The sequence below is a fragment of the Bacillus sp. SYZHCR11 genome, from assembly GCF_057196865.1.
Genome location: NZ_JBXUND010000003.1, coordinates 64,405 through 82,725, shown reverse-complemented (window position 1 = coordinate 82,725; position 18,321 = coordinate 64,405). Strand labels below are relative to the sequence as shown.

Here is an 18,321-nt window from a genome sequence, read left to right as displayed (position 1 = left end):
CTTTCTAATCCTTTTTCGGCCGGCTTTTCGCCATGATAAACACAGGTTCCAGTCTGCCTTCATTATACAGAAATGAAAGGGCCGTAATCGGCACCGTGCCGCTTGCAAAGAAGCTCATGGACATTTGCCCTAAAATATCATAACCCGATTCATTTCGAATGTCAGCAAGTATTAATACATCCTGATGCGGGACGGAAATCGCCAATTCGCCTTCAGCGGCCTGCTTATATTCATGAAGAATCGAATCATTGAGAATCCGGCTGGCGTCATAGCCGTCATTCGCCCTGAAAAAATAAAAATAATTATCCGCAACCGTATCCTGTTTCACGACCGAAGGAAGAGAGCGGAGATTGAATGACGCCGTCTCCCTGATCCGTTCTTTTGTCCAGTTTTCTTTCTCGAGCATACGGCTGTCAATTAGGCGGTACGTCTTGCCGAGGTCAAGCGCGTAGTAGATTCTCGTTTCGGCCGTATGGTCATCATACACGAGCGGAATGCCGTCGCTCGTTTGATCGGGAAATGACGTGGAGCGGATGACCGGATAGATTCCGGCTTCCTTTCCGGACATCTCCTGTCCGCTTCCTTCCATCGCCTCCATCGCTTCTGACACATAGTAGACGATTTCGTCGATCGCTTCTTCTTTTTTCGTCTCCCACTTCGCAATGATCGGCGGGAGCTCCAATGTGATGCCTTTTTTGGTCGTTTGATCCTCAACACGGAGGGTGTCTTTTTCTCTGTCAAAAAAGAAGGATCGGTTCTCGTGCTGCAGGCGCTGTTTTAATAAATCCGCCAGCTTCCTTGACGTCATTTTCAAAGCCCGTGGCCTCCTTTATGCTTTAGCAAGGGAATCGGTTAAAAATTGCTCAATTTCTTCTTTTGTTTTACGGTCTTTGCTGACGAAGCGGTTCACTTCTTTTCCTCCGTTAAACACAACAAAGCTCGGAATGCCGTAAATTTCCCATTCCGCGCATGTATCAATAAATTGATCGCGGTCTACGTAGTAATAAGTGAATTCAGGAAAGTCCGCTTCCAGCTCAGGGAGAAACGGCTCCACAAAGCGGCAGTCCGGGCACCAATCCGCTGAAAACATAAATACCGCCCAATCGTCTTGTACCGCTTTTTGCAATTCTTCCGTGCTTTCAATCTTTTTCATTGTCATTCCTCCATCTGGATTATGAGTTTTTTATATGCTGATGTTTGTCCAATTGGATCATACCAGACTGTTTACGGCAAGACCAACTATATGCAATATCATTATCATATTTCATTTGCATTATCAAGCAAGTTTCGTTTACCATTTTGCTTGTAGCCGTACGAAAATCTGAATATGTACATAAGGAGGGGCAAAAGATGCAGTTTGTCGTGTATTTAGCGGGTGAAATCCACAGTGATTGGCGGGATGAAATCAAACAAAAAGCAAAAGCGCTGAACCTGCCGATTACGTTTGTCGGTCCGATGGAAAACCATGAACGCTCAGACAATATCGGAGAAGAGATTATGGGCGTGCAGCCCGATTCTGTTTTAAAAGACGCCAGAGCTTCTGATATCAACAATTTCCGTACAGAGGTGCTGATGGAAAAAGCCGATTTTGTGATCGCCCTGTTTGGCGAGAAATATAAACAGTGGAATACCGCGATGGATGCTTCTTATGCCATCGCAAAAGGAAAGCCGCTCATTCTCATCCGTCCGAAAGAACTTCATCATCCGCTGAAAGAGCTTTCCGGAAAAGCGAATATCACGGTCGAAACCGTAAATCAAGCGATGAAAGCACTCTCTTATTTATTTGAAACAGAATAAGCAGGCCGCTTTTATGCGGTCAAACTCACCACTTCAGTATTAATCAGTTCAAGAGGAAAGTTTATATTTGTCTTTTTTGTCATAATCATACCTTCTTGCAGAACAAATAAAAATGCAAATGACTCGACTTTGTGAAATCGCTGCTCATCTCAATGCTTGCAGCATGTTTTTGATTTAAAAACGTTTATCATTGCAATAAAGGTTCGAAGGTTGTTTATCTGGATCGGAACCATTTTGATAATAATATTGAAAAATAATATGTGTTACCTAATTCTATTTACAATACGCTTTACACTTATATTCACAACAAAGAACTGTCTCGATCATGCGGCTTAAAACAGAATGTAAAAACAGCAGTCAATAAGTATTCAAAGGGACTTATTGACTGCTTATTTTTTTTACACATTTTCTCTGATCGTTTCGACCGTCTGTTTGTCACTCGCCATGACCAGCTTAATGAGCATTTCTTTCGCCGCGGCATAATCATCGACATGGATGATAGCGGCATTTGTATGAATGTATCTTGAACAAATGCCGATGACGGCAGACGGAACCCCGCTGTTTGATATGTGGACGCGTCCGGCATCCGTTCCTCCGCCTGAAGCGAAATATTGATAAGGGATATTGTGCGTTTCCGCCATATCAAGGACGAACTCTCTCATCCCGCGGTGCATGACCGTCGTTCTGTCGAGAATGCGGAGCAGCACCCCCTCGCCGAGACGGCCGAACAGCTCCTTATCGCCGCTCATATCATTTGCCGGGCTGGCATCAAGCGCGAAGAAGAGATCAGGCTGAATCATGTTGGCCGCTGTCTGCGCCCCTCTCAAGCCGACTTCCTCCTGAACGGTGGCCCCGGCGTACAGATTGTTCGGCAGGTCTTTTCCGTGCAGCTCTTTTAATAGTTCAATGCTTAACCCGCAGCCGTAGCGGTTATCCCACGCTTTGGACAATATTTTCTTCTCGTTGGCCATCGGGGTGAACGGGCAGACCGGCACGACCTGCTGTCCCGGTCTGATCCCCATTTTGGCCGCGTCCTCTCTGTCATCGGCACCGATATCAATCATCATATTTTTGATCTCCATCGGCTTTGCGCGCTGGGCATCCGTTAAAATGTGGGGCGGGATGCTTGAGATGACGCCGATAATCGGTCCGTTATCCGTCTGCACCTCGACGCGCTGGGCAAGCAGCACCTGGCTCCACCAGCCGCCGAGCGTCTGAAATCTCAGCATGCCGTTATCCGTAATCTGTGTCACCATAAACCCGACTTCGTCCATATGCCCGGCTACCATAACGGTCGGCGCATCTTCAGCGCCGCGCCTTACTCCGAAAACACTTCCGAGTCTGTCCTGCACGATGTCATCCGCATATTTCGCAAGCTCCCGTTTCATAAAAGAGCGGACCTGATGTTCATTTCCCGGTGCGCCGGGAAGCTGCGTCAGCGTCCGGAAAAGCGTTTTCGTTTCCTCATTCATATTTTCCCCTCATTTCTATGTAATGCTTTTATTTTATTAGAAAAACAACCGTTTTCCAAGCGCTCAGATTGAATGGGCTGTAAAACCGCCGCTTTACTTAACACCGTCTGGCATCTTCTGTATAATAAAAACTACGACATAATTGGAGGTGCTTCATATTGAAATTACGTCATTTTCTCTTAGGTGCAGGAGTCGGATTATGCGCTGCCATCGCAGTGAAAAAGTATGCGATGAAACCTTATATCTCTTCAGAAAAAGCGCTCCGTATCGTGAAAGCGGCTTTTAAACAGCGCGGGCCGATAGACGGATCATGGATTTACACAGAGCCGGAGCCCTACCAGGTAAACGGAGAAACCATCCAGGTATACAAAACCGGCGTGACACGTTCGGCATTCGGCGAACTGGAGCAATATGAAGTTATGGTCAATGCAAAAACAGGCCAGATTGTCGATGTCATTGATTCTGTCGCCTCATAATTCGGACAAGCAAAAAATAAAGCCCAAAACCATCAGCGTTTTGGGCTTTATTCGGTTACATCGGCCGAATTCGTTTATATACGGGGTTCCACATCGCGTCCTGAACCGCTTGGATCAGATCCTCGGGTTCCGTTTCCGCTACACCGTCCTGAATCGCAGCTTTAGCTACAGCTACCGCCACGGTTGCCGATACCGTCCTGAGATCCTCCACTTTCGGAAGCATCGGCGCGCCCGGCTTGCCGACGTCCACCATACCGGCGATGGCATTCGCGCAGGCAACGAACATATTGTCCGTAATGAGCCTTGCTTTTGTCACAATCGTTCCGAGCCCGAGTCCCGGGAATACGAGCGCGTTGTTCGCCTGTCCGATATGGTAGGTAACGCCGTTATACGCAACAGGCGGGAACGGACTTCCCGTTGTGACAAGCGCGCGGCCTTCCGTCCATTTAATTAAATCTTCAGGTTTTGCTTCTGATAATGTCGTCGGGTTTGACATAGGCAAAATAGCCGGCCGTTTGACATGTGAGGCCATTTCTTTGACGATTTCTTCCGTAAATGCGCCTGAAACGGTAGATGTGCCGATCAGGATCGTCGGCTTGGCCTGTCGCACCGTCTCCGCCAGATCAATTGATCCGCCTTCACCGCTGCGGCCGTACTCTTTCACTTCATCAGCAGGGCGGGCGTACGGAACCTGAAAATCACGCAAGTCCTTCATATCATCCGTCAACAATCCGTTTCTGTCGATACACCAAAAGCGGCTGTATGATTCTTCTTCGCTTAATCCGTTATGCACCATAGCTTCGCGCAGCTGCTCAGCAATTCCGATACCGGCCGTTCCCGCGCCGAAGACGACGACTTTATGCTCTTTTAAAGGCACTTTTGATGCTTTCGCACACGCTAAAACAGCTGCAAGCGACACCGCGCCTGTTCCTTGAATGTCATCGTTAAACGTACAGACTTTATCTTTATACCGTTTTAATATGCCGCGGGCGTTAGCCGTGCCGAAATCCTCCCAATGAAGCAGCGCATTCGGGAATGTTTCCCGGGCAAGCGAGACATACTCATCAATAAAGCGGTCATATTTCTCGCCGCGCACTCTTGAATGCTGGTTTCCGACATACAGCGGGTCATTTAAGAGGCTTTCTTGATTTGTCCCCGCGTCCAAAACGACCGCAAGCACTCGTGACGGATCAATTCCGGCGGCCGCCGTATACACCGCGAGTTTTCCGACAGAAATGGCGATGCCGCCGACGCCCCAGTCACCGATTCCCAGAATGCCCTCCGCATCTGTCGCAACGATCAAGTCAATGTTTTCATTTTTTCCGAACTGCTGAAATGCGGCGCGCATTCCTTCAGGGTCATCTATTGACAAATACAGACCGCGGGGTTTTCTGTACTCGTGGCTGTAACGCTGGATCGCGGTGCCGACGGTCGGCGTATATACGATCGGCAGCATTTCGCCTAAATGATCATTTAACAGCCTGTAAAATAATGTTTCATTCCGATCATGGAGAGCGGTCAAGTACACATTTTTGCTCAGCTCATCAGGCTGCGAACTGAATTGTTCGTAGGCCCGCCTCGCCTGCTCTTCGATTGTCAATACTTTCGGCGGCAGAAATCCCTCGAGCCCGAGTTCCTTTCTTTCCTCCTGTGTAAAGGCCACCCCTTTATTTAAAAAAGGCGTAGAAAGCACTTCTAATCCGCGCAGAGTTGTTTTGATTTCTCCATCTTTCGTCACTTGAAATTGATTCACCTGTCTCTTCCTTTCAAAGCAATTTGTCTTAGGTTTGCTTTTATTCCCGAAATTCATACAGGTAAATCATCGATCCGCTTATTTTCTCTCCCGTTTGACAGATGCAGCCACTTCGCCGTCTTCTCCCCATTTTACCGCTCTGTAAATCGCGTCGTGATAGAAGATCAGCCAGGCGCCTTTTTCTGCCGCGAACGTCTGCCATTTCTGCTTTTGCGGAATGGAGGTCATCGGATAATCATCATAGGCCAGCACCCATAACGGATTTTTATGCGCATTCGTCGGCATCAGGTCGGCAAAATGCACAGCCGTCTCCCCGCCGTCTTCTAAGACGATGACACTGTGGCCGTCGCTGTGGCCTCCGGTGTGGTGCATCGTAATGCCTTCTGTCAGCTGATACTCGTTCTCAAAGGTTTCGACCTGATCTTGTACCGCCTCCCAATTTTCTCTCCAATATGTATTTTTCGATCTGATATTAGGGTTTCTCATTTCGCGCCACTCTGTTGCAGAAGTGATAATGCGGGCATTCGGGAAAACAGAGACAAGCTCCTCTCCGCTGTATTCCGTCAAGCCGCATGCATGGTCAAAATGAAGATGGGTCATCGCCGCAATATGAATGTCCTCACAGGAAAGCCCGAGTTCACGAAGAGAGTGTTTTAAATTGGATTCCTGTGTTACACCGTAATTCCTTTTTTGTTTATCAGAAAATTTCCCTCTGCCGATACCCGCGTCAACCAATATATTCAGGCCGTTTGTTCTGATCAGAATCGGGTCTGTTCTTAATTCAATCTGGTTTTTGTCATTTACGGGGTATTTTCTCGACCATAAAGGCTTCGGGACAACGCCGAACATCGCTCCGCCGTCCATATGCGTTACACCCCCGTCCAGCCATGTTAATGAAATATTCCCAATATTCAATGTCTCCATCTTGATCCCTCCTGATATAATGGTAGCAAATGGCGGCATAAAAAAACAGACTCCCGCATCAGAGTCTGTCTTTTGTTCTCCATTCAACTTCGGCCCGGTAAATCGGCTGGCCGAGTGCGGAGAATTTTTCTTCGTATTCTGTCATAATATTGCCCTTCGGATCGCTGTTGTGCAGATCTAGGCTGACTTCTGTCAGAAGCAGGCCGTATTCGGAAAAGCTTTTCAGAGAGTATTCGAATAAACCGCGGTTATCGGTTTTGAAATGAATCTCACCTGTTTCGCCCATCACTTCTTCGTATTTTTTCAAGAACGTTTTAAATGTTAAACGGCGCTTTTCGTGACGGTTTTTCGGCCACGGATCAGAAAAGTTTAAATAAACACGCTTGATTTCTCCCCGTTCAAATACGTCATTCAGTGTTTCCGCGTCTATATTTAACAAACGGACATTGTGAGCCCCGCTGTCCTTTACTTTTTGGACGGCAGTGACGATGACGCTTTTAAACAGCTCAATTCCGATATAGTTGATATCCGGATTCTGCTTGGCCATTCCTGAAATGAACTGCCCTTTTCCCGTACCGACTTCAATATGGATCGGGTTGTCATTGCCAAAGACCGTATTCCACCGCCCTTTATACTGGGCCGGATCACTGATGGCGATGTCAGCGTTTTCTGCCAGAAAATCATTCGCCCAAGGTTTATGGCGCATTCTCATATGATTGACACCTCTATCTATAATTTCGAGTAACAACATACCATGAAACATAAAGAGCCGCAAGCGCCTTTTAAAGGCGCCGGCCGCATAAAAAAAGAGGCTCCCCGGTCCGGAACACTCATGTGATGCATAAAACCGCACCGCTTTGCACAATGTATGACACAGAAAGGATGTGTATATGAATCATGGGCTTAACAAGCGAACATCAGGTCCGGTTATTAAAGGACATATTGGCCGACCATCAATTGGATTGCTGCGGCACGGTTGCCGAGTATGAACAGCTGGAGCGCGTCATCAAATCACTGATGGCCAACACCGGGCTTGATTCAAATATAAAAAACGTGCTCGAGGATGTCTACCGCTACAGCCAGTCCGGCATCACGGCCGATTCCATCGACACGCATATTCAGGAGCACCAAAACCATTTGTCCCAATGGGTGGAGCAGATGGATTCGTACTCCTGACTACTTGACAATCCGCTTCATCAGGGCATGAAGCTCTTCCATGGCATCATGATACGCTTTGTCGTTTCCTTTTGATTTGTGCCAGGCGATGAAGGTGATGGTCTCCGATAACATGTACCACGCCATCCGCAGCCGAAGCCCTTCCGTGAGCTTCATGCCGTACATCCCAAGCCAGCTGTCCCACGCTGGCTCTTCGACGTAATGATACAATAAAGGGCCGAGATCCATGGCCGGATCGGCTATCATGGCGCCGTCCCAATCTATTAAATACAGCTGGTTGTCTTCAGACAGAAGCCAGTTATTATGATTCACATCACAATGGCAAACAACTTTTTCACCGAATTGCACCTGATCCACATGAGCTTCCAAATAAGCAAGGCCTTCCTGAATAAGCGGCGAAAATTGCCGCACGGCAAAGACGGCCTGCTTCAGCTGCGACAAAAGGGCGCCCGGATCAAGCGGTTCTTTTCCCAATCTTTTCAGCATGTCGAGCAAAGCTTTTGATGTGTGGATTTTGCGGAGCAGCTCAGCCACCGGGCGTCCGCTCATATCCTTTGCCTTCAGCTCCCTGCCCGCCATCCAATGCTGAGCCGTAATGACGTCTCCGTTTTCCATCCGTTTTGTCCAAACCAGCTTCGGAACAATGCCTTCGGCGGATAACACGGCTAAAAAGGGCGAGCTATTACGTTTTAAAAAAAGCTGTTGGCCGTTATGTTTCGCATAATATGCATCTCCTGTAGCTCCTCCGGCGGGGAAGATCTCCCAATCGCTACCTAGTAATTGTCCCAACCAGTTCATATCAATGTTCAACCCATCATTTCTTAAAATATTTTAGAATAGGCCTCCAGCCTTTCTCTATTGGCGGAGCGGCCTGTCATAAACAATTTCATGAGAATAAAAAAGACAGCTATTGAGAGTCTCATATGCTAATCAATAGCCGTCCTATAAATTTTAGCGCTACAGCACAAACTTCGTCAAGCAAAACTAGCAAGAACACCTGTGAATTCTGAAGATTTATGCCGCGAACCGCTCTGTTGCCGTGAAACAATTGACGGGTTTCATTTGTTTATTATGTTTTTATTTTCAATGGCGCACCGCCCGGCATAAGCCGAAACGGCGTCGTTCCGATCAGCTCGCCGTCAGCGTGAAACGGAATTTTCCCATCTGTTTCAAAAACGAATTCCTTCCCCTTTATCATCGTCACTCCGTCCATTTTGATATGCCGGCCGAAGCTCATCGCCCATAAAAAACGATACAGCGAAAAAAAGGACAGGTTTTCTGCAATGACAATATCAAAATAGTTTTGACGGGGATTTGCTGAAGGCGCCGCTTTCATGCCGCCTCCGTAATAAGGGTGATTAGCCGCAATAACAAACCAGACATTGCGGAATTCACGTCTCTGGCCGTCTGCCGTGCAAACAAATCTGAACGGCTGAAACCCCGAGGCCGTATGTAAATGCGCGAGCGGGTAAATCACAAAGCCGAGACGCAAAAACCGAAGAACGCGCGAAAACGGAAAATTCGCGGCTGCCTTCAAAACTGAGGCATCGAAGCCGACAGACAGGTGGTTAATAAAATAGAGTGATTGCGCTTTGTCATGAAAAAAGTTGATGTTTCCCGCAAAAAATTTCCGTGTGAGCGGGCGGTGCAGACTTTTGATTTCTTGGAGGAGCGCCGACTTCTTAATACCGAGCCCTTTGGAAAAGTCATTGTACGAACCGGCGGGCACAAAGGTCAGCTCAATCTGATCCGTTCCTTTCAGTCCGTTAATGACTTCATGCATCGTCCCGTCACCGCCGATGACGAACAGCCGCTTAAGCTTATGATCCTGCATCATTGAAATCTGTCTTGCCAGCACCTCCGCATGTCCGGGATGCCCGGTCAAAAAAGAGCGGTGGCTGACCCCGCGCCTGGTCAGCTCTTTTTGAACTGATTTCCAGACACGCCGGCCCCGCCCGCCTCCTGAGACCGGATTAATAATAAAAAACCATTGACTCATCGTTTGTTTTCACCTGCTTCATAGATGAAGAGACAGCCGGCAAACGTCCGCTTTAATCAAGCCATTCCTGTCTCCGGCTTGAATCGCTCAAGCCGTAAGACAAAAGAGCCTTCGCCGCCTTCAGCTGGTGGTGCTTGATCGGCGCCGTATTTTTCTGCTGCTTTTCCAGCCACCCTGCGGCAGTCCGTTTATCAGCTATTTCCAGCCCGTACGGCGGCTCCGGGTAATCAATATAAGACGTTCTGCTGAGCAAAAGCTTCCGCACGGGAATGTCGGCATGCTTTTCTTTTACGATTTGCGAAACGACCGAGCCCGTCCGGTGCAGGCTGAGAGACGGATTCAATACTTGGCGCGTGCTGCCGGAGCCTCTTTCTTCCCAAAAACGGTGTTTTGATCCGATATATACACTGTCCTCTTCCGCTTCCATAAAAGCGGCGCAGAAAATCTCCAGCGGCGAGATGATGATAATGCTCAGTTCGACGGACGCCTGCTGAATTTGCAGAACCGGATGATACATCACAAAATAGGAATCGGGCAGTTTTTGAGCCAGCATTTTTAACATCCTGTCCCTTTTGACCGCCTGCGAAAGCTCAGACTTTTGAGAAAGCGTGGAGCTCGCCCATTTTAATTGAAAGTCATACAGCTGATCTTTGAAAAAAGGGGCGAGCTCAGACTTTTGAGACGGAAGATTCCCGAACAGCGCCTCTTCTCCCTCCGGTTCATCAAACCATTGGTGCCTCTTTTCATTTATATCGGCCGTATTTTCTTCTTTTCTCTTTTTTAAGGAAAATTTTTTCCTGGCCGGCGCTTGATCGGTTTCCCCGCCGGCAGCCGTTTCCGTTTCTCCCGTTATCCGGTCAAACGCTTCAAGAAGCGCCTCCCAGCGTTCTTTCTTCAGCCGGATAAACTGGTTCATATAATGGTATGGATCAAGTTCATATCTGGATATGCAGTCGTGAATTTTGATGATCTGTGCCATGTGATTTCTCCACTCCGAATATTTGTTTATGTCAATTGAAACTGTGCGATTTCTTCGTATTTAGGCGACCGGTCAAGATGGGTCTGAAACAGGGAAAACCGGCTGACGGCACTTTGCACCCTGCCGCTTTCAAACGGCACATCGTCAGAAAACGGCCGGTCTCCCGCCCACTTCCGCGCCATCGTCATATGAGGGTGATACGGCCGTTTTTCCACTTGAAAACCGGCTTTCAAAACAGCCTGTTTTGTTTTTTCCCGCAAATCAAAGAGCAGTTCATTCCGTTCGGGCTCAAGGTGAAGCACTCTCGGCTGTCTGCGGTCGCCGAAAATATCCAGATGCTGAAACTGTACAGTAAACGGCTGCGCTGCCGACGCAGCATCTGCGAGCAAAGACGATAATTTCGCAAGCCGTTCTTCATCCGCGGCTCCGAGAAAAATGAGCGTAATATGATAGTCATGCGGGTGCACCCATTTTTTGAATGATAACGCCGGCTCCTTTTTGGCTGCTTCCCAAATCGGTTCAGCAATGTCAGCCGGAATCGGAATGCCGATAAAATAATGCGGCAATGAAGCTTTCATACGAGGATCTCCCCCTCTTTGGTTATGGTGTTATTATAAAACGGATAAGCGGAGAGGAGAACCCTGTCCGCTCATTATGATAGGATATTATGTACCGAACGTTTTATACAGAAAGGAATGAGCCGGCCTTGAAAATCGTAAACAGCACGGCGGAGCTGATCGGCGGCACACCGATCGTAAAGCTCAATCGCCTTCAGCCAGAACATGCAGCACAGGTCTATTTAAAATTAGAATCGTTTAACCCGAGCGGCAGTGTCAAAGACAGAGCGGCTTACAATATGATCATTGAAGCGGAAAACAGCGGGCATTTAAAACCCGGCTCTGTCATCATCGAACCGACAAGCGGCAACACAGGCATCGGCCTGGCGATGAACGCGGCGGCGCGCGGCTACAAGGCAATCCTCGTCATGCCTGACACGATGACGAAAGAACGCATCAACCTCCTGAAAGCGTACGGCGCGGAGGTTGTGTTAACACCGGGGGCGGAAAGAATGCCCGGCAGCATCAAAAAAGCGAAAGAACTCGCCGAACAGATTCCGGGAAGTTTTATCCCGATGCAATTCGATAACGGCGCAAATCCAGATGCCCACCGAAAAACGACCGCCATTGAAATCTATCAGGCCGTTCAGCAGCTCAACAGACCGCTCGGTGCTTTTGTGGCAACGGCGGGAACGGGCGGGACCATTACCGGAACCGGAGAAACGCTGAAAGAGCTTTTCCCGGATATGATTGTTCATGTCGCCGAGCCTGCGGGATCTCCCGTCCTGTCTGGCGGAAAACCCGGCGCTCATAAGCTTGTCGGGACAAGCCCCGGATTTATTCCCGGCATACTGAATCAGGACGTTTACGATGAAATCATGAAAATATCTGATGAAGATGCGTATACGACAACACGTCGTCTGGCCCGGGAAGAAGGCATACTCGTCGGCCCGTCTTCAGGCGCCGCCTGCTTCGCCGCCATTGAAACCGCCAAACGCCTCCCTCCCGAACAGATCGTCATCTGTATGACGGCCGATACGGGAGAACGTTATTTATCAACGGATTTATGGTCATTTGAATGATAAAAAGGGATGCCGCTTTCGGCGTCCCTTTTTATTATCACTTGGCAAGTTCATAAATGGCTTCGGCATATAAAGCCGTTGACCTGAGAAGGTCATCGATTTCAATGTACTCATCCTTTTGATGCGCGCTGTCAGGCCGGCCGGGGAACAGCGGACCGAACGCGACGCCCGCCGAAAGGGATCTCGCATACGTTCCTCCGCCGATTGAAATCAGATCCGCTTTCTTTCCCGTCTGTCCTTCGTAAACCTTTTGAAGCGTCTTTACGAGCGGATGATCGGCAGAAACGTGGTGCGGTTTGCTGTCTTTAAATTCTTCAAGCCGGAATTCTTCAGCAGACGTAAAAGCATCACGGATGACTTTGCTGTCTGAAGTGACGGGATAACGGATGTTGATGCCGAGTTCTCCATCCTCACCCTTTCTGTATGTAAAGGTGCCGACATTCAATGTAAGCTCTCCGCTGATGTCATCCCTGCAATCAATTTTCAGCTTTTTGCCTCGTGTATCATTTAAAAAATAGTCACTGACGGTTTTGACAAAGTGCTTTCCGGCTCCATCCAGCTCTGTTCCGTTAAGGCATTCAGCAAGCTTTAAGCCGGCATTGATACCATTATCCGGTTCCATCGCGTGGCATGATTTCCCGTATACCCGAAGCGTCAGTTTTCCATTTTCCGAAACTGCTTCACCTTGTGTTTTTGACTGCTCAAGCCATTTGCTGAAATATGCGTGCACGGCATCAAGACCGTTCCCTTCAATAACCGCTTCAGCCGCATCCGGCACCATGTTCAAGCGCAGTCCTGAACGGAATGACAGAAGCACGTTTTTTGCGTCTTTTTCAGAAGCGTTTTTTACAATGCGCAGTGATGCATCTATAATTCCTTTTTCCGCGTTAATGATCGGAAAATCTGCGTCAGGAGCAAAACCGATGTCAGGCATTTTTTCGTGTTTGAAGTAGTGATCCACGCATCTCCAATCACTTTCTTCATCCGTTCCGATGATGATTCTCACGCGTTTGGATAAAGGAAGCTGCATGTCTTTGACGATTTTCAGCGCATAAAACGCGGCCATTGTCGGCCCTTTATCATCAATGGCGCCTCTGGCATATATCCGGCCGTCCCTGATATCGGCTGAAAACGGATCGCTCGTCCAGCCGTCTCCGGGCGGAACGACATCGACGTGGCACAAAACGCCGACGATTTCGTCACCCGTTCCCCATTCAATATGGCCCGCATAGCCGTCAAGATTCTTTACGGTGAAGCCTTCTTTTTTACCGAATTCCAGCAGTGACGTCAGGCTGGCATTGACGCCTTCTCCAAACGGCCGGCCGGGACCGGCTGTTGATTCGTCCATTACGCTGTTGATCTGCAAAAACTTCTGCGTGTCACGGATCAGATCTTCTTTGTTTCTGATGACTTCAACTTCCCAGTTCATCACAAATCCCCTTTCTTGATAAAGACTTGCAAAATGTCGATAAAACGAATAATATAGATGATGTTTTGAAAAAATGTTCGTCATTGGAGGTACTTATGTTTCATCTCGACAAGCATCAAACGACAATAAAAAGAGAAATTACCGCGGGATTGACCACCTTTTTCACAATGGTGTATATCATTGTCGTCAATCCGGTGATCCTATCCAATGCGGGAATTCCGTTTGACCAGGTGTTCACCGCGACGATTATCGCTTCCATTGTCGGAACTTTATGGATGGCTCTCGCTGCGAATTTTCCGATCGCCATTGCCCCCGGCATGGGCTTAAACGCGTATCTCGCCTTTCACGTTGTCGGCACAGGCAGCGGCATTACGTATCAGACGGCTTTCAGCGCCGTTTTTATCGCGGGAGTCATCTTTATTATTTTATCGTTAACGCCTTTAAGAAAACAACTTATAGAAGCGATTCCGGACAATTTAAAATACGGAATTACGACCGGCATCGGCTTATTTATCGCTTTTATCGGCCTACGCCAATCCGGAATCATCACGGCTGATAAATCCAATCTGGTCGCACTCGGCGATCTTCATTCGCCCGCCGTCATTTTAACGCTTATCGGACTTATCATCAGTATCGTGCTGATGGTGCTGAATGTAAACGGCGCTCTGTTCATCGGAATGGCGCTGACCGCCGTCATTGCCTTTTTGACCGGACAGATCCATTTTGCGAAAGGGTTCATTTCATTCCCGCGCCTGCCGGAGGGTCTTTTGATCACAAATCCGTTCGGTGCCCTCGGGGATGTCGTGCATCACGGTCTGTACGCCGTTGTGTTTTCTTTTCTTCTCGTTACGATTTTTGACACAACCGGCACCATGATCGGTGTCGCCGAACAGGCGGGATTGATCAAAAACAATCAGCTGCCGAATGCCAGAAGAGCGCTGTTGGCTGATTCGACGGCTACGACGGTCGGAAGCATCTTCGGCACCAGCCCGACGACCGCGTTCGTTGAATCTTCAGCAGGTGTGGCCGCCGGCGGAAGAACAGGTCTGACGGCGCTGACGATTGCCGTTATGTTTGCCGTTTCCATGTTTTTCAGCCCGCTTGTCAGCGTCTTATCGGAAGTGTCCGCGATTACGTCACCGGCTCTGATTATTGTCGGCAGCCTGATGATGGGTGCTGTGTCGAATATCCGCTGGAATGAGCTTGATGAAGCGTTCCCGGCCTTTCTCGTCATTTTGGCGATGCCTTTAACGTCCAGTATTTCAACCGGAATCGCACTCGGCTTCATTTCATATCCGCTTGTTAAAGCAGCTAAGAAAAAATGGCGCGAGATCCATCCTCTAATCCTCATCTTCGCCGTGCTGTTTTTTATTCAGCTTTTTATTTTGAACGGACATTAAGAAAAATCCCTTTCCTTTTCGGAAAGGGATTTTTACATATAAAGAACGGAAAGAATCGCGGCAATGAGACACCAGGCGGAACAGATGATTTGAATGACGGTTAATGCACTGTTTCGCGCCCGGAAATAGTCATCACTGTCTCTCTTGATACCGCTTAAAACCGGTTTATCCGTGATCCGGTCAAATAAAAGTGACGCGGCATAGCGGCTGACGATCGCAAATAAAATAAGGACTGCCGGCTTCACTAAGAGCGGAAGAACGAGAATAAGAGCCGTAAAAGCCGCGGTTAAAAGGTAAAGCTGCCGGAGATACCCGCCGTTTCGGATCAGCACTTTAAAAAACAATTCTTTCCACGCCGTATACGCCGACCGTTTTGTAAAGATGTGCTTTGAGCCGGGATATAAAAACGGCTTGCTCCGCCCTTTATTTTTACCATTCGGGAGCTGCACATCATGGCTGAGCATCAAAACTGAGGCGGCGAGTGAAAGCTTCCGCCTGTTCTCCTCAAGCACTTCTTCCTCAAAGGCTGATAATGTCTCCGTCCCTTTCCAAGTCAAAAAAGCGGAACAGATGAACAATATACATCCCGCCGGCCAAAGCCAATACCATTCGGCGGCAAAGGTGATCATAAAAAACGCACCCGCCGTCAGAACCATCACTTTCAGCCAGCCCGCCGCCTGATTCCCGAATGTCCGCCTGCTGTTTTTTCTGTGCCGGTGCACCGCTAATATCGCGGTATGGAAGCCGAACAGACAGCAAAACATACCTGAATATGCCGGTAAGGTACAGTCACCGTACTGGCGCCATAAGGGAAATAACAATACGGCAAGCGCACCCCATTTGATAAGGGAAAGGAACATCGAATACAAAAGCGCGTACCGTTTCAGCTTTTGCATCAGATGTTTTGCATGCACCAAAAACACGTGATCCGCTTCCAGCAAAAAGGTATGAATAAAACCCGTGCACAACAGCAGGGCACTGAATACATACAGCCAGCCCCATCCTAATACTCCTGCCGCTCCATTAAGAAGCCCCCTGCCGTTCAGCCATTCAGCATATTGATAAACGGCAAATGCGGCAGCGGGAAGAACGATGTACAGCGCGACCGTCCAATCAATGACCGTCTGAAACACCTTCCATTGATACCGCCAATAATGAAACAGCCTTTGAAAAAACAAAGCCCGCCCGGTCATCGCTGACTGCTCCGAACCGCTGAATAAAAGCAATCCAGCAGTGAACGGCTCCCCGTTTTTTCCTGAAGCTCCTCTAACGTGCCTTGAAGAAGCAGAGCGCCCTGATCCAGCAAATAAAACCGGTCGCAGATTTTTTCCGCCGTATCCAGAACATGCGTGCACATCAAAATCCCCGCGCCTCTTTCTTTCTCAGCAATCAGCATGTCGGTAAACAGCTTCGTTGAGATCGGATCAAGTCCGATAAAAGGCTCATCAATGATGTAAATATCCGGCTTCGCCAAAAATGCCTGTATGAGCATCAGCTTTTGCTGCATCCCTTTTGAAAAACCGGAAGGCAAATCATGTTTTACAGACGTCAGCGAAAACTCTTCAAGCAGCCGCCCTGCCCGCTCACGGCACTCTTCCCCTTCTATACCCCGCAATGACCCGGTCAGCTCGAGGTGCTCCCAAAGCGTCAGTTCATCGTAAAAACTCGGCCGCTCCGGTATGTAAGCATAAGTTGAATCATTCCACTCAATACCGCCTTCAATATCCCGGGACAGCCCGAGAACCGCCTTTATCACTGTACTTTTCCCCGCGCCGTTCGCTCCGATTAAACCGGCAATTTCACCAGCGTTGACTGACAGAGATACATCAGAAATCACCTTCGGCCTGTCAGCATAACCGGCGCAGACAATGTTTGCATTCAATAATTCTCCCAAACTTCTCACTCCCCCGTTTTCATACGGACATGTATAAAAAAAGTTTCAGTTTCCATAATATTAAAAGCGGTCCGGACATAGTAATGCACCAAGGCTGCACCCATTTGGAAAAAATTATCTGCGCTTATTCCTAGATTCATGTCGTCCATATCGTGTATAATGGAGGCAGTTAAAAGAGAAAAAAAACAGAATGTCATCCTTTGTTGCTTATTCGTACGAAGTTTTAGAGTCGAAAGTTGTGGTATATCAAGTCCATCCGATCTTATGATAGGGAGTGGTTTTTTGAAACCTTCAACAAATCGTATGCTGACTCGGATTAAATCAGTTTACATGTTCATCCAGGAAAAAGGCCTTGTGACAACACAGGAACTGGTTGATGAATTCGGCATTACACCTAGAACCATTCAGCGAGACTTAAATGTGTTAGCATACAATGATCTTGTTCATAGTCCTAGCCGAGGCAAGTGGGAGACAACACGAAAAAAAGTGAAAATTACATCTTAAGCGAACAATTACATAAGGCCCTTTTCGGCCTGACATGCTGCAAGGCAAAGCAGCGTCTTTGCCTTGTTTTTTGTTCCTCTATATAAAAAGCCCAAAACAAATCTGTTTTGGGCTTTTCTGATATCGATTACACTTCAGCGCCTCTCAGCGTTTCGAGCTCCTCTTCAGTCAGCTCGCGGAATTCTCCCGGTTTAAGATCCGGGTCAAGAGAAACAGCCCCCATCGAAAGCCGCTTCAAATAAGCCACTTCATTTCCGACAGCCTTTGCCATCAGCTTCACCTGGTGATATTTGCCTTCTGTAATGGTCAAGTGAATCACCGTTTCATCCGGGCTTTCTGTAATGATTTCAACGGCTGCCGGCTTCGTCTTATAGCCTCCTTCAATGACGACGCCTCTTTCCAGATGAACGATGTCTTCCGGTGACAGAGGTGAAGTTAACCGGACCTCATATGTTTTAGGCACATGCTTTTTCGGAGAAAGCAGGCGATGAGCGAGCTGCCCGTCATTGGTGAGAAGCAAAAAGCCTTCCGTATCCTTATCAAGACGTCCCGCCGGAAACGGTTCAAATCGCTGTTCTTCAGGCGTCAGCAGATCAACCACCGTTTGCTGGCGGCTGTCTTCTGTAGCGGACAGCACTCCTTGCGGCTTATTCATCATGACATAAATAAATTCACGATAGTCTGCCGGCTCTCCGTATACCGTGATGTCCTGTTTTTCCGGATCGACATGGGTTTTCACATCTTTCGCCGGCTCTCCGTCAATCATGACAGCCCCGGCCTTGACGATTTTTTTCACATCTTTTCTTGAGCCGAATCCGCTGTTGGCAAGCAGCTTATCAAGTCTCATCCTGATCCTCTCCTTTAAAAAGAAAAGCCCGC

20 protein-coding genes are annotated in these 18,321 nt (G+C 48.2%); 6 read left to right on the top strand and 14 right to left on the bottom strand.

Features of this window, described 5'->3' with window-relative positions:
• Positions 1 to 4: 4 nt before the first annotated feature.
• Entirely contained in the window at positions 5 to 814 is an 810-nt protein-coding gene (locus AC2CGA_RS12220) for a DUF1444 domain-containing protein (RefSeq protein WP_012118213.1), read from the bottom strand.
• A 15-nt stretch (positions 815 to 829) separates the two neighbouring features.
• Entirely contained in the window at positions 830 to 1,153 is a 324-nt protein-coding gene (locus AC2CGA_RS12215; RefSeq protein ID WP_003152373.1) for a thioredoxin family protein, read from the bottom strand.
• 197 nt (positions 1,154 to 1,350) lie between these two features.
• Here AC2CGA_RS12215 and AC2CGA_RS12210 point away from each other — a divergent pair, with 197 nt between their 5' ends.
• A complete protein-coding gene (locus tag AC2CGA_RS12210) occupies positions 1,351 to 1,797 on the top strand; it encodes a YtoQ family protein (RefSeq protein ID WP_003152372.1) in 447 nt (148 codons plus the stop codon).
• Between the two features lie 398 nt (positions 1,798 to 2,195).
• Here the strand turns inward: AC2CGA_RS12210 and AC2CGA_RS12205 are convergent, their stop codons facing one another.
• Positions 2,196 to 3,269 (bottom strand): M42 family metallopeptidase, encoded by a 1,074-nt coding sequence (locus AC2CGA_RS12205; protein ID WP_043867352.1) that lies wholly within the window; start codon positions 3,267 to 3,269, stop codon positions 2,196 to 2,198.
• Between the two features lie 158 nt (positions 3,270 to 3,427).
• Between AC2CGA_RS12205 and AC2CGA_RS12200 the strand changes: the two genes are divergently transcribed.
• Positions 3,428 to 3,745 carry a PepSY domain-containing protein gene (locus AC2CGA_RS12200; RefSeq protein WP_003152366.1) on the top strand — a complete coding sequence of 106 codons (318 nt, stop codon included), beginning with the start codon at positions 3,428 to 3,430 and terminating at the stop codon, positions 3,743 to 3,745.
• A gap of 55 nt (positions 3,746 to 3,800) precedes the next feature.
• Here AC2CGA_RS12200 and AC2CGA_RS12195 read toward each other — a convergent pair whose 3' ends face one another.
• From AC2CGA_RS12195 to trmB, 3 genes are all read right to left on the bottom strand, one after another.
• The gene (locus tag AC2CGA_RS12195) at positions 3,801 to 5,498 is read right to left on the bottom strand and encodes an NAD-dependent malic enzyme (RefSeq protein WP_003152363.1); all 1,698 of its coding nucleotides are present in this window, start codon (positions 5,496 to 5,498) and stop codon (positions 3,801 to 3,803) included.
• 78 nt (positions 5,499 to 5,576) lie between these two features.
• Complete coding sequence (locus tag AC2CGA_RS12190; protein WP_003152361.1) at positions 5,577 to 6,422, bottom strand: YtnP family quorum-quenching lactonase; 846 nt, start codon at positions 6,420 to 6,422, stop codon at positions 5,577 to 5,579.
• 58 nt (positions 6,423 to 6,480) lie between these two features.
• Positions 6,481 to 7,134 carry a tRNA (guanosine(46)-N7)-methyltransferase TrmB gene (gene trmB, locus AC2CGA_RS12185; RefSeq protein ID WP_003152359.1) on the bottom strand — a complete coding sequence of 218 codons (654 nt, stop codon included), beginning with the start codon at positions 7,132 to 7,134 and terminating at the stop codon, positions 6,481 to 6,483.
• Positions 7,135 to 7,319: 185 nt separating this feature from the next.
• Between trmB and AC2CGA_RS12180 the strand changes: the two genes are divergently transcribed.
• The gene (locus AC2CGA_RS12180; RefSeq protein WP_003152357.1) at positions 7,320 to 7,598 is read left to right on the top strand and encodes a YtzH-like family protein; all 279 of its coding nucleotides are present in this window, start codon (positions 7,320 to 7,322) and stop codon (positions 7,596 to 7,598) included.
• On the opposite strand, the gene AC2CGA_RS12175 is transcribed toward AC2CGA_RS12180, so the two are convergent.
• The 4 genes from AC2CGA_RS12175 to thpR all read right to left on the bottom strand — a co-directional run bounded on the left by AC2CGA_RS12175 (position 7,599) and on the right by thpR (position 11,154).
• Entirely contained in the window at positions 7,599 to 8,396 is a 798-nt protein-coding gene (locus tag AC2CGA_RS12175) for a phosphotransferase family protein (protein ID WP_003152355.1), read from the bottom strand.
• Between the two features lie 271 nt (positions 8,397 to 8,667).
• A complete protein-coding gene (locus AC2CGA_RS12170; protein WP_003152353.1) occupies positions 8,668 to 9,597 on the bottom strand; it encodes a YegS/Rv2252/BmrU family lipid kinase in 930 nt (309 codons plus the stop codon).
• A gap of 52 nt (positions 9,598 to 9,649) precedes the next feature.
• Complete coding sequence (locus AC2CGA_RS12165; RefSeq protein ID WP_044053536.1) at positions 9,650 to 10,576, bottom strand: hypothetical protein; 927 nt, start codon at positions 10,574 to 10,576, stop codon at positions 9,650 to 9,652.
• Positions 10,577 to 10,602: 26 nt separating this feature from the next.
• Positions 10,603 to 11,154, bottom strand: a complete 552-nt coding sequence (gene thpR / locus AC2CGA_RS12160) for an RNA 2',3'-cyclic phosphodiesterase (protein ID WP_003152349.1) — start codon at positions 11,152 to 11,154, stop codon at positions 10,603 to 10,605.
• Positions 11,155 to 11,243: 89 nt separating this feature from the next.
• Between thpR and cysK the strand changes: the two genes are divergently transcribed.
• Positions 11,244 to 12,215, top strand: coding sequence for a cysteine synthase A (gene cysK, locus AC2CGA_RS12155; RefSeq protein ID WP_014305602.1), 972 nt, complete (start codon positions 11,244 to 11,246; stop codon positions 12,213 to 12,215).
• Between the two features lie 37 nt (positions 12,216 to 12,252).
• Here the strand turns inward: cysK and pepV are convergent, their stop codons facing one another.
• Positions 12,253 to 13,644 carry a dipeptidase PepV gene (gene pepV, locus AC2CGA_RS12150; protein ID WP_025853330.1) on the bottom strand — a complete coding sequence of 464 codons (1,392 nt, stop codon included), beginning with the start codon at positions 13,642 to 13,644 and terminating at the stop codon, positions 12,253 to 12,255.
• A 95-nt stretch (positions 13,645 to 13,739) separates the two neighbouring features.
• On the opposite strand from pepV, the gene AC2CGA_RS12145 reads away from it, so the two are divergent.
• A complete protein-coding gene (locus AC2CGA_RS12145) occupies positions 13,740 to 15,044 on the top strand; it encodes an NCS2 family permease (protein ID WP_349686261.1) in 1,305 nt (434 codons plus the stop codon).
• A 32-nt stretch (positions 15,045 to 15,076) separates the two neighbouring features.
• On the opposite strand, the gene AC2CGA_RS12140 is transcribed toward AC2CGA_RS12145, so the two are convergent.
• Both AC2CGA_RS12140 and AC2CGA_RS12135 read right to left on the bottom strand, forming a co-directional pair.
• On the bottom strand, positions 15,077 to 16,237 hold the full coding sequence (locus AC2CGA_RS12140; protein WP_015387835.1) for an ABC transporter permease: 1,161 nt from the start codon (positions 16,235 to 16,237) through the stop codon (positions 15,077 to 15,079).
• Positions 16,234 to 16,938, bottom strand: coding sequence for an ABC transporter ATP-binding protein (locus AC2CGA_RS12135; RefSeq protein ID WP_057080653.1), 705 nt, complete (start codon positions 16,936 to 16,938; stop codon positions 16,234 to 16,236). Before AC2CGA_RS12135 ends, AC2CGA_RS12140 begins: the two co-directional genes overlap by 4 nt.
• Before the next feature lie 282 nt (positions 16,939 to 17,220).
• Here AC2CGA_RS12135 and AC2CGA_RS12130 point away from each other — a divergent pair, with 282 nt between their 5' ends.
• Entirely contained in the window at positions 17,221 to 17,442 is a 222-nt protein-coding gene (locus tag AC2CGA_RS12130) for a DeoR family transcriptional regulator (protein ID WP_003152337.1), read from the top strand.
• 127 nt (positions 17,443 to 17,569) lie between these two features.
• On the opposite strand, the gene AC2CGA_RS12125 is transcribed toward AC2CGA_RS12130, so the two are convergent.
• On the bottom strand, positions 17,570 to 18,289 hold the full coding sequence (locus tag AC2CGA_RS12125) for a pseudouridine synthase (protein ID WP_007408795.1): 720 nt from the start codon (positions 18,287 to 18,289) through the stop codon (positions 17,570 to 17,572).
• Positions 18,290 to 18,321 lie beyond the last annotated feature (32 nt).

Bases quoted from the DNA above. Each gene is read 5' to 3' on its own strand.
- AC2CGA_RS12215 (WP_003152373.1), bottom strand. From the start codon at position 1,153: ATGAAAAAGATTGAAAGCACGGAAGAATTGCAAAAAGCGGTACAAGAC.
- AC2CGA_RS12210 (WP_003152372.1), top strand. From the start codon at position 1,351: ATGCAGTTTGTCGTGTATTTAGCGGGTGAAATCCACAGTGATTGGCGG.
- AC2CGA_RS12205 (WP_043867352.1), bottom strand. From the start codon at position 3,269: ATGAATGAGGAAACGAAAACGCTTTTCCGGACGCTGACGCAGCTTCCC.
- AC2CGA_RS12190 (WP_003152361.1), bottom strand. From the start codon at position 6,422: ATGGAGACATTGAATATTGGGAATATTTCATTAACATGGCTGGACGGG.
- trmB (WP_003152359.1), bottom strand. From the start codon at position 7,134: ATGAGAATGCGCCATAAACCTTGGGCGAATGATTTTCTGGCAGAAAAC.
- AC2CGA_RS12180 (WP_003152357.1), top strand. From the start codon at position 7,320: ATGGGCTTAACAAGCGAACATCAGGTCCGGTTATTAAAGGACATATTG.
- AC2CGA_RS12175 (WP_003152355.1), bottom strand. From the start codon at position 8,396: ATGAACTGGTTGGGACAATTACTAGGTAGCGATTGGGAGATCTTCCCC.
- AC2CGA_RS12170 (WP_003152353.1), bottom strand. From the start codon at position 9,597: ATGAGTCAATGGTTTTTTATTATTAATCCGGTCTCAGGAGGCGGGCGG.
- AC2CGA_RS12165 (WP_044053536.1), bottom strand. From the start codon at position 10,576: ATGGCACAGATCATCAAAATTCACGACTGCATATCCAGATATGAACTT.
- thpR (WP_003152349.1), bottom strand. From the start codon at position 11,154: ATGAAAGCTTCATTGCCGCATTATTTTATCGGCATTCCGATTCCGGCT.
- cysK (WP_014305602.1), top strand. From the start codon at position 11,244: ATGTACCGAACGTTTTATACAGAAAGGAATGAGCCGGCCTTGAAAATC.
- pepV (WP_025853330.1), bottom strand. From the start codon at position 13,644: ATGAACTGGGAAGTTGAAGTCATCAGAAACAAAGAAGATCTGATCCGT.
- AC2CGA_RS12145 (WP_349686261.1), top strand. From the start codon at position 13,740: ATGTTTCATCTCGACAAGCATCAAACGACAATAAAAAGAGAAATTACC.
- AC2CGA_RS12140 (WP_015387835.1), bottom strand. From the start codon at position 16,237: ATGACCGGGCGGGCTTTGTTTTTTCAAAGGCTGTTTCATTATTGGCGG.
- AC2CGA_RS12125 (WP_007408795.1), bottom strand. From the start codon at position 18,289: ATGAGACTTGATAAGCTGCTTGCCAACAGCGGATTCGGCTCAAGAAAA.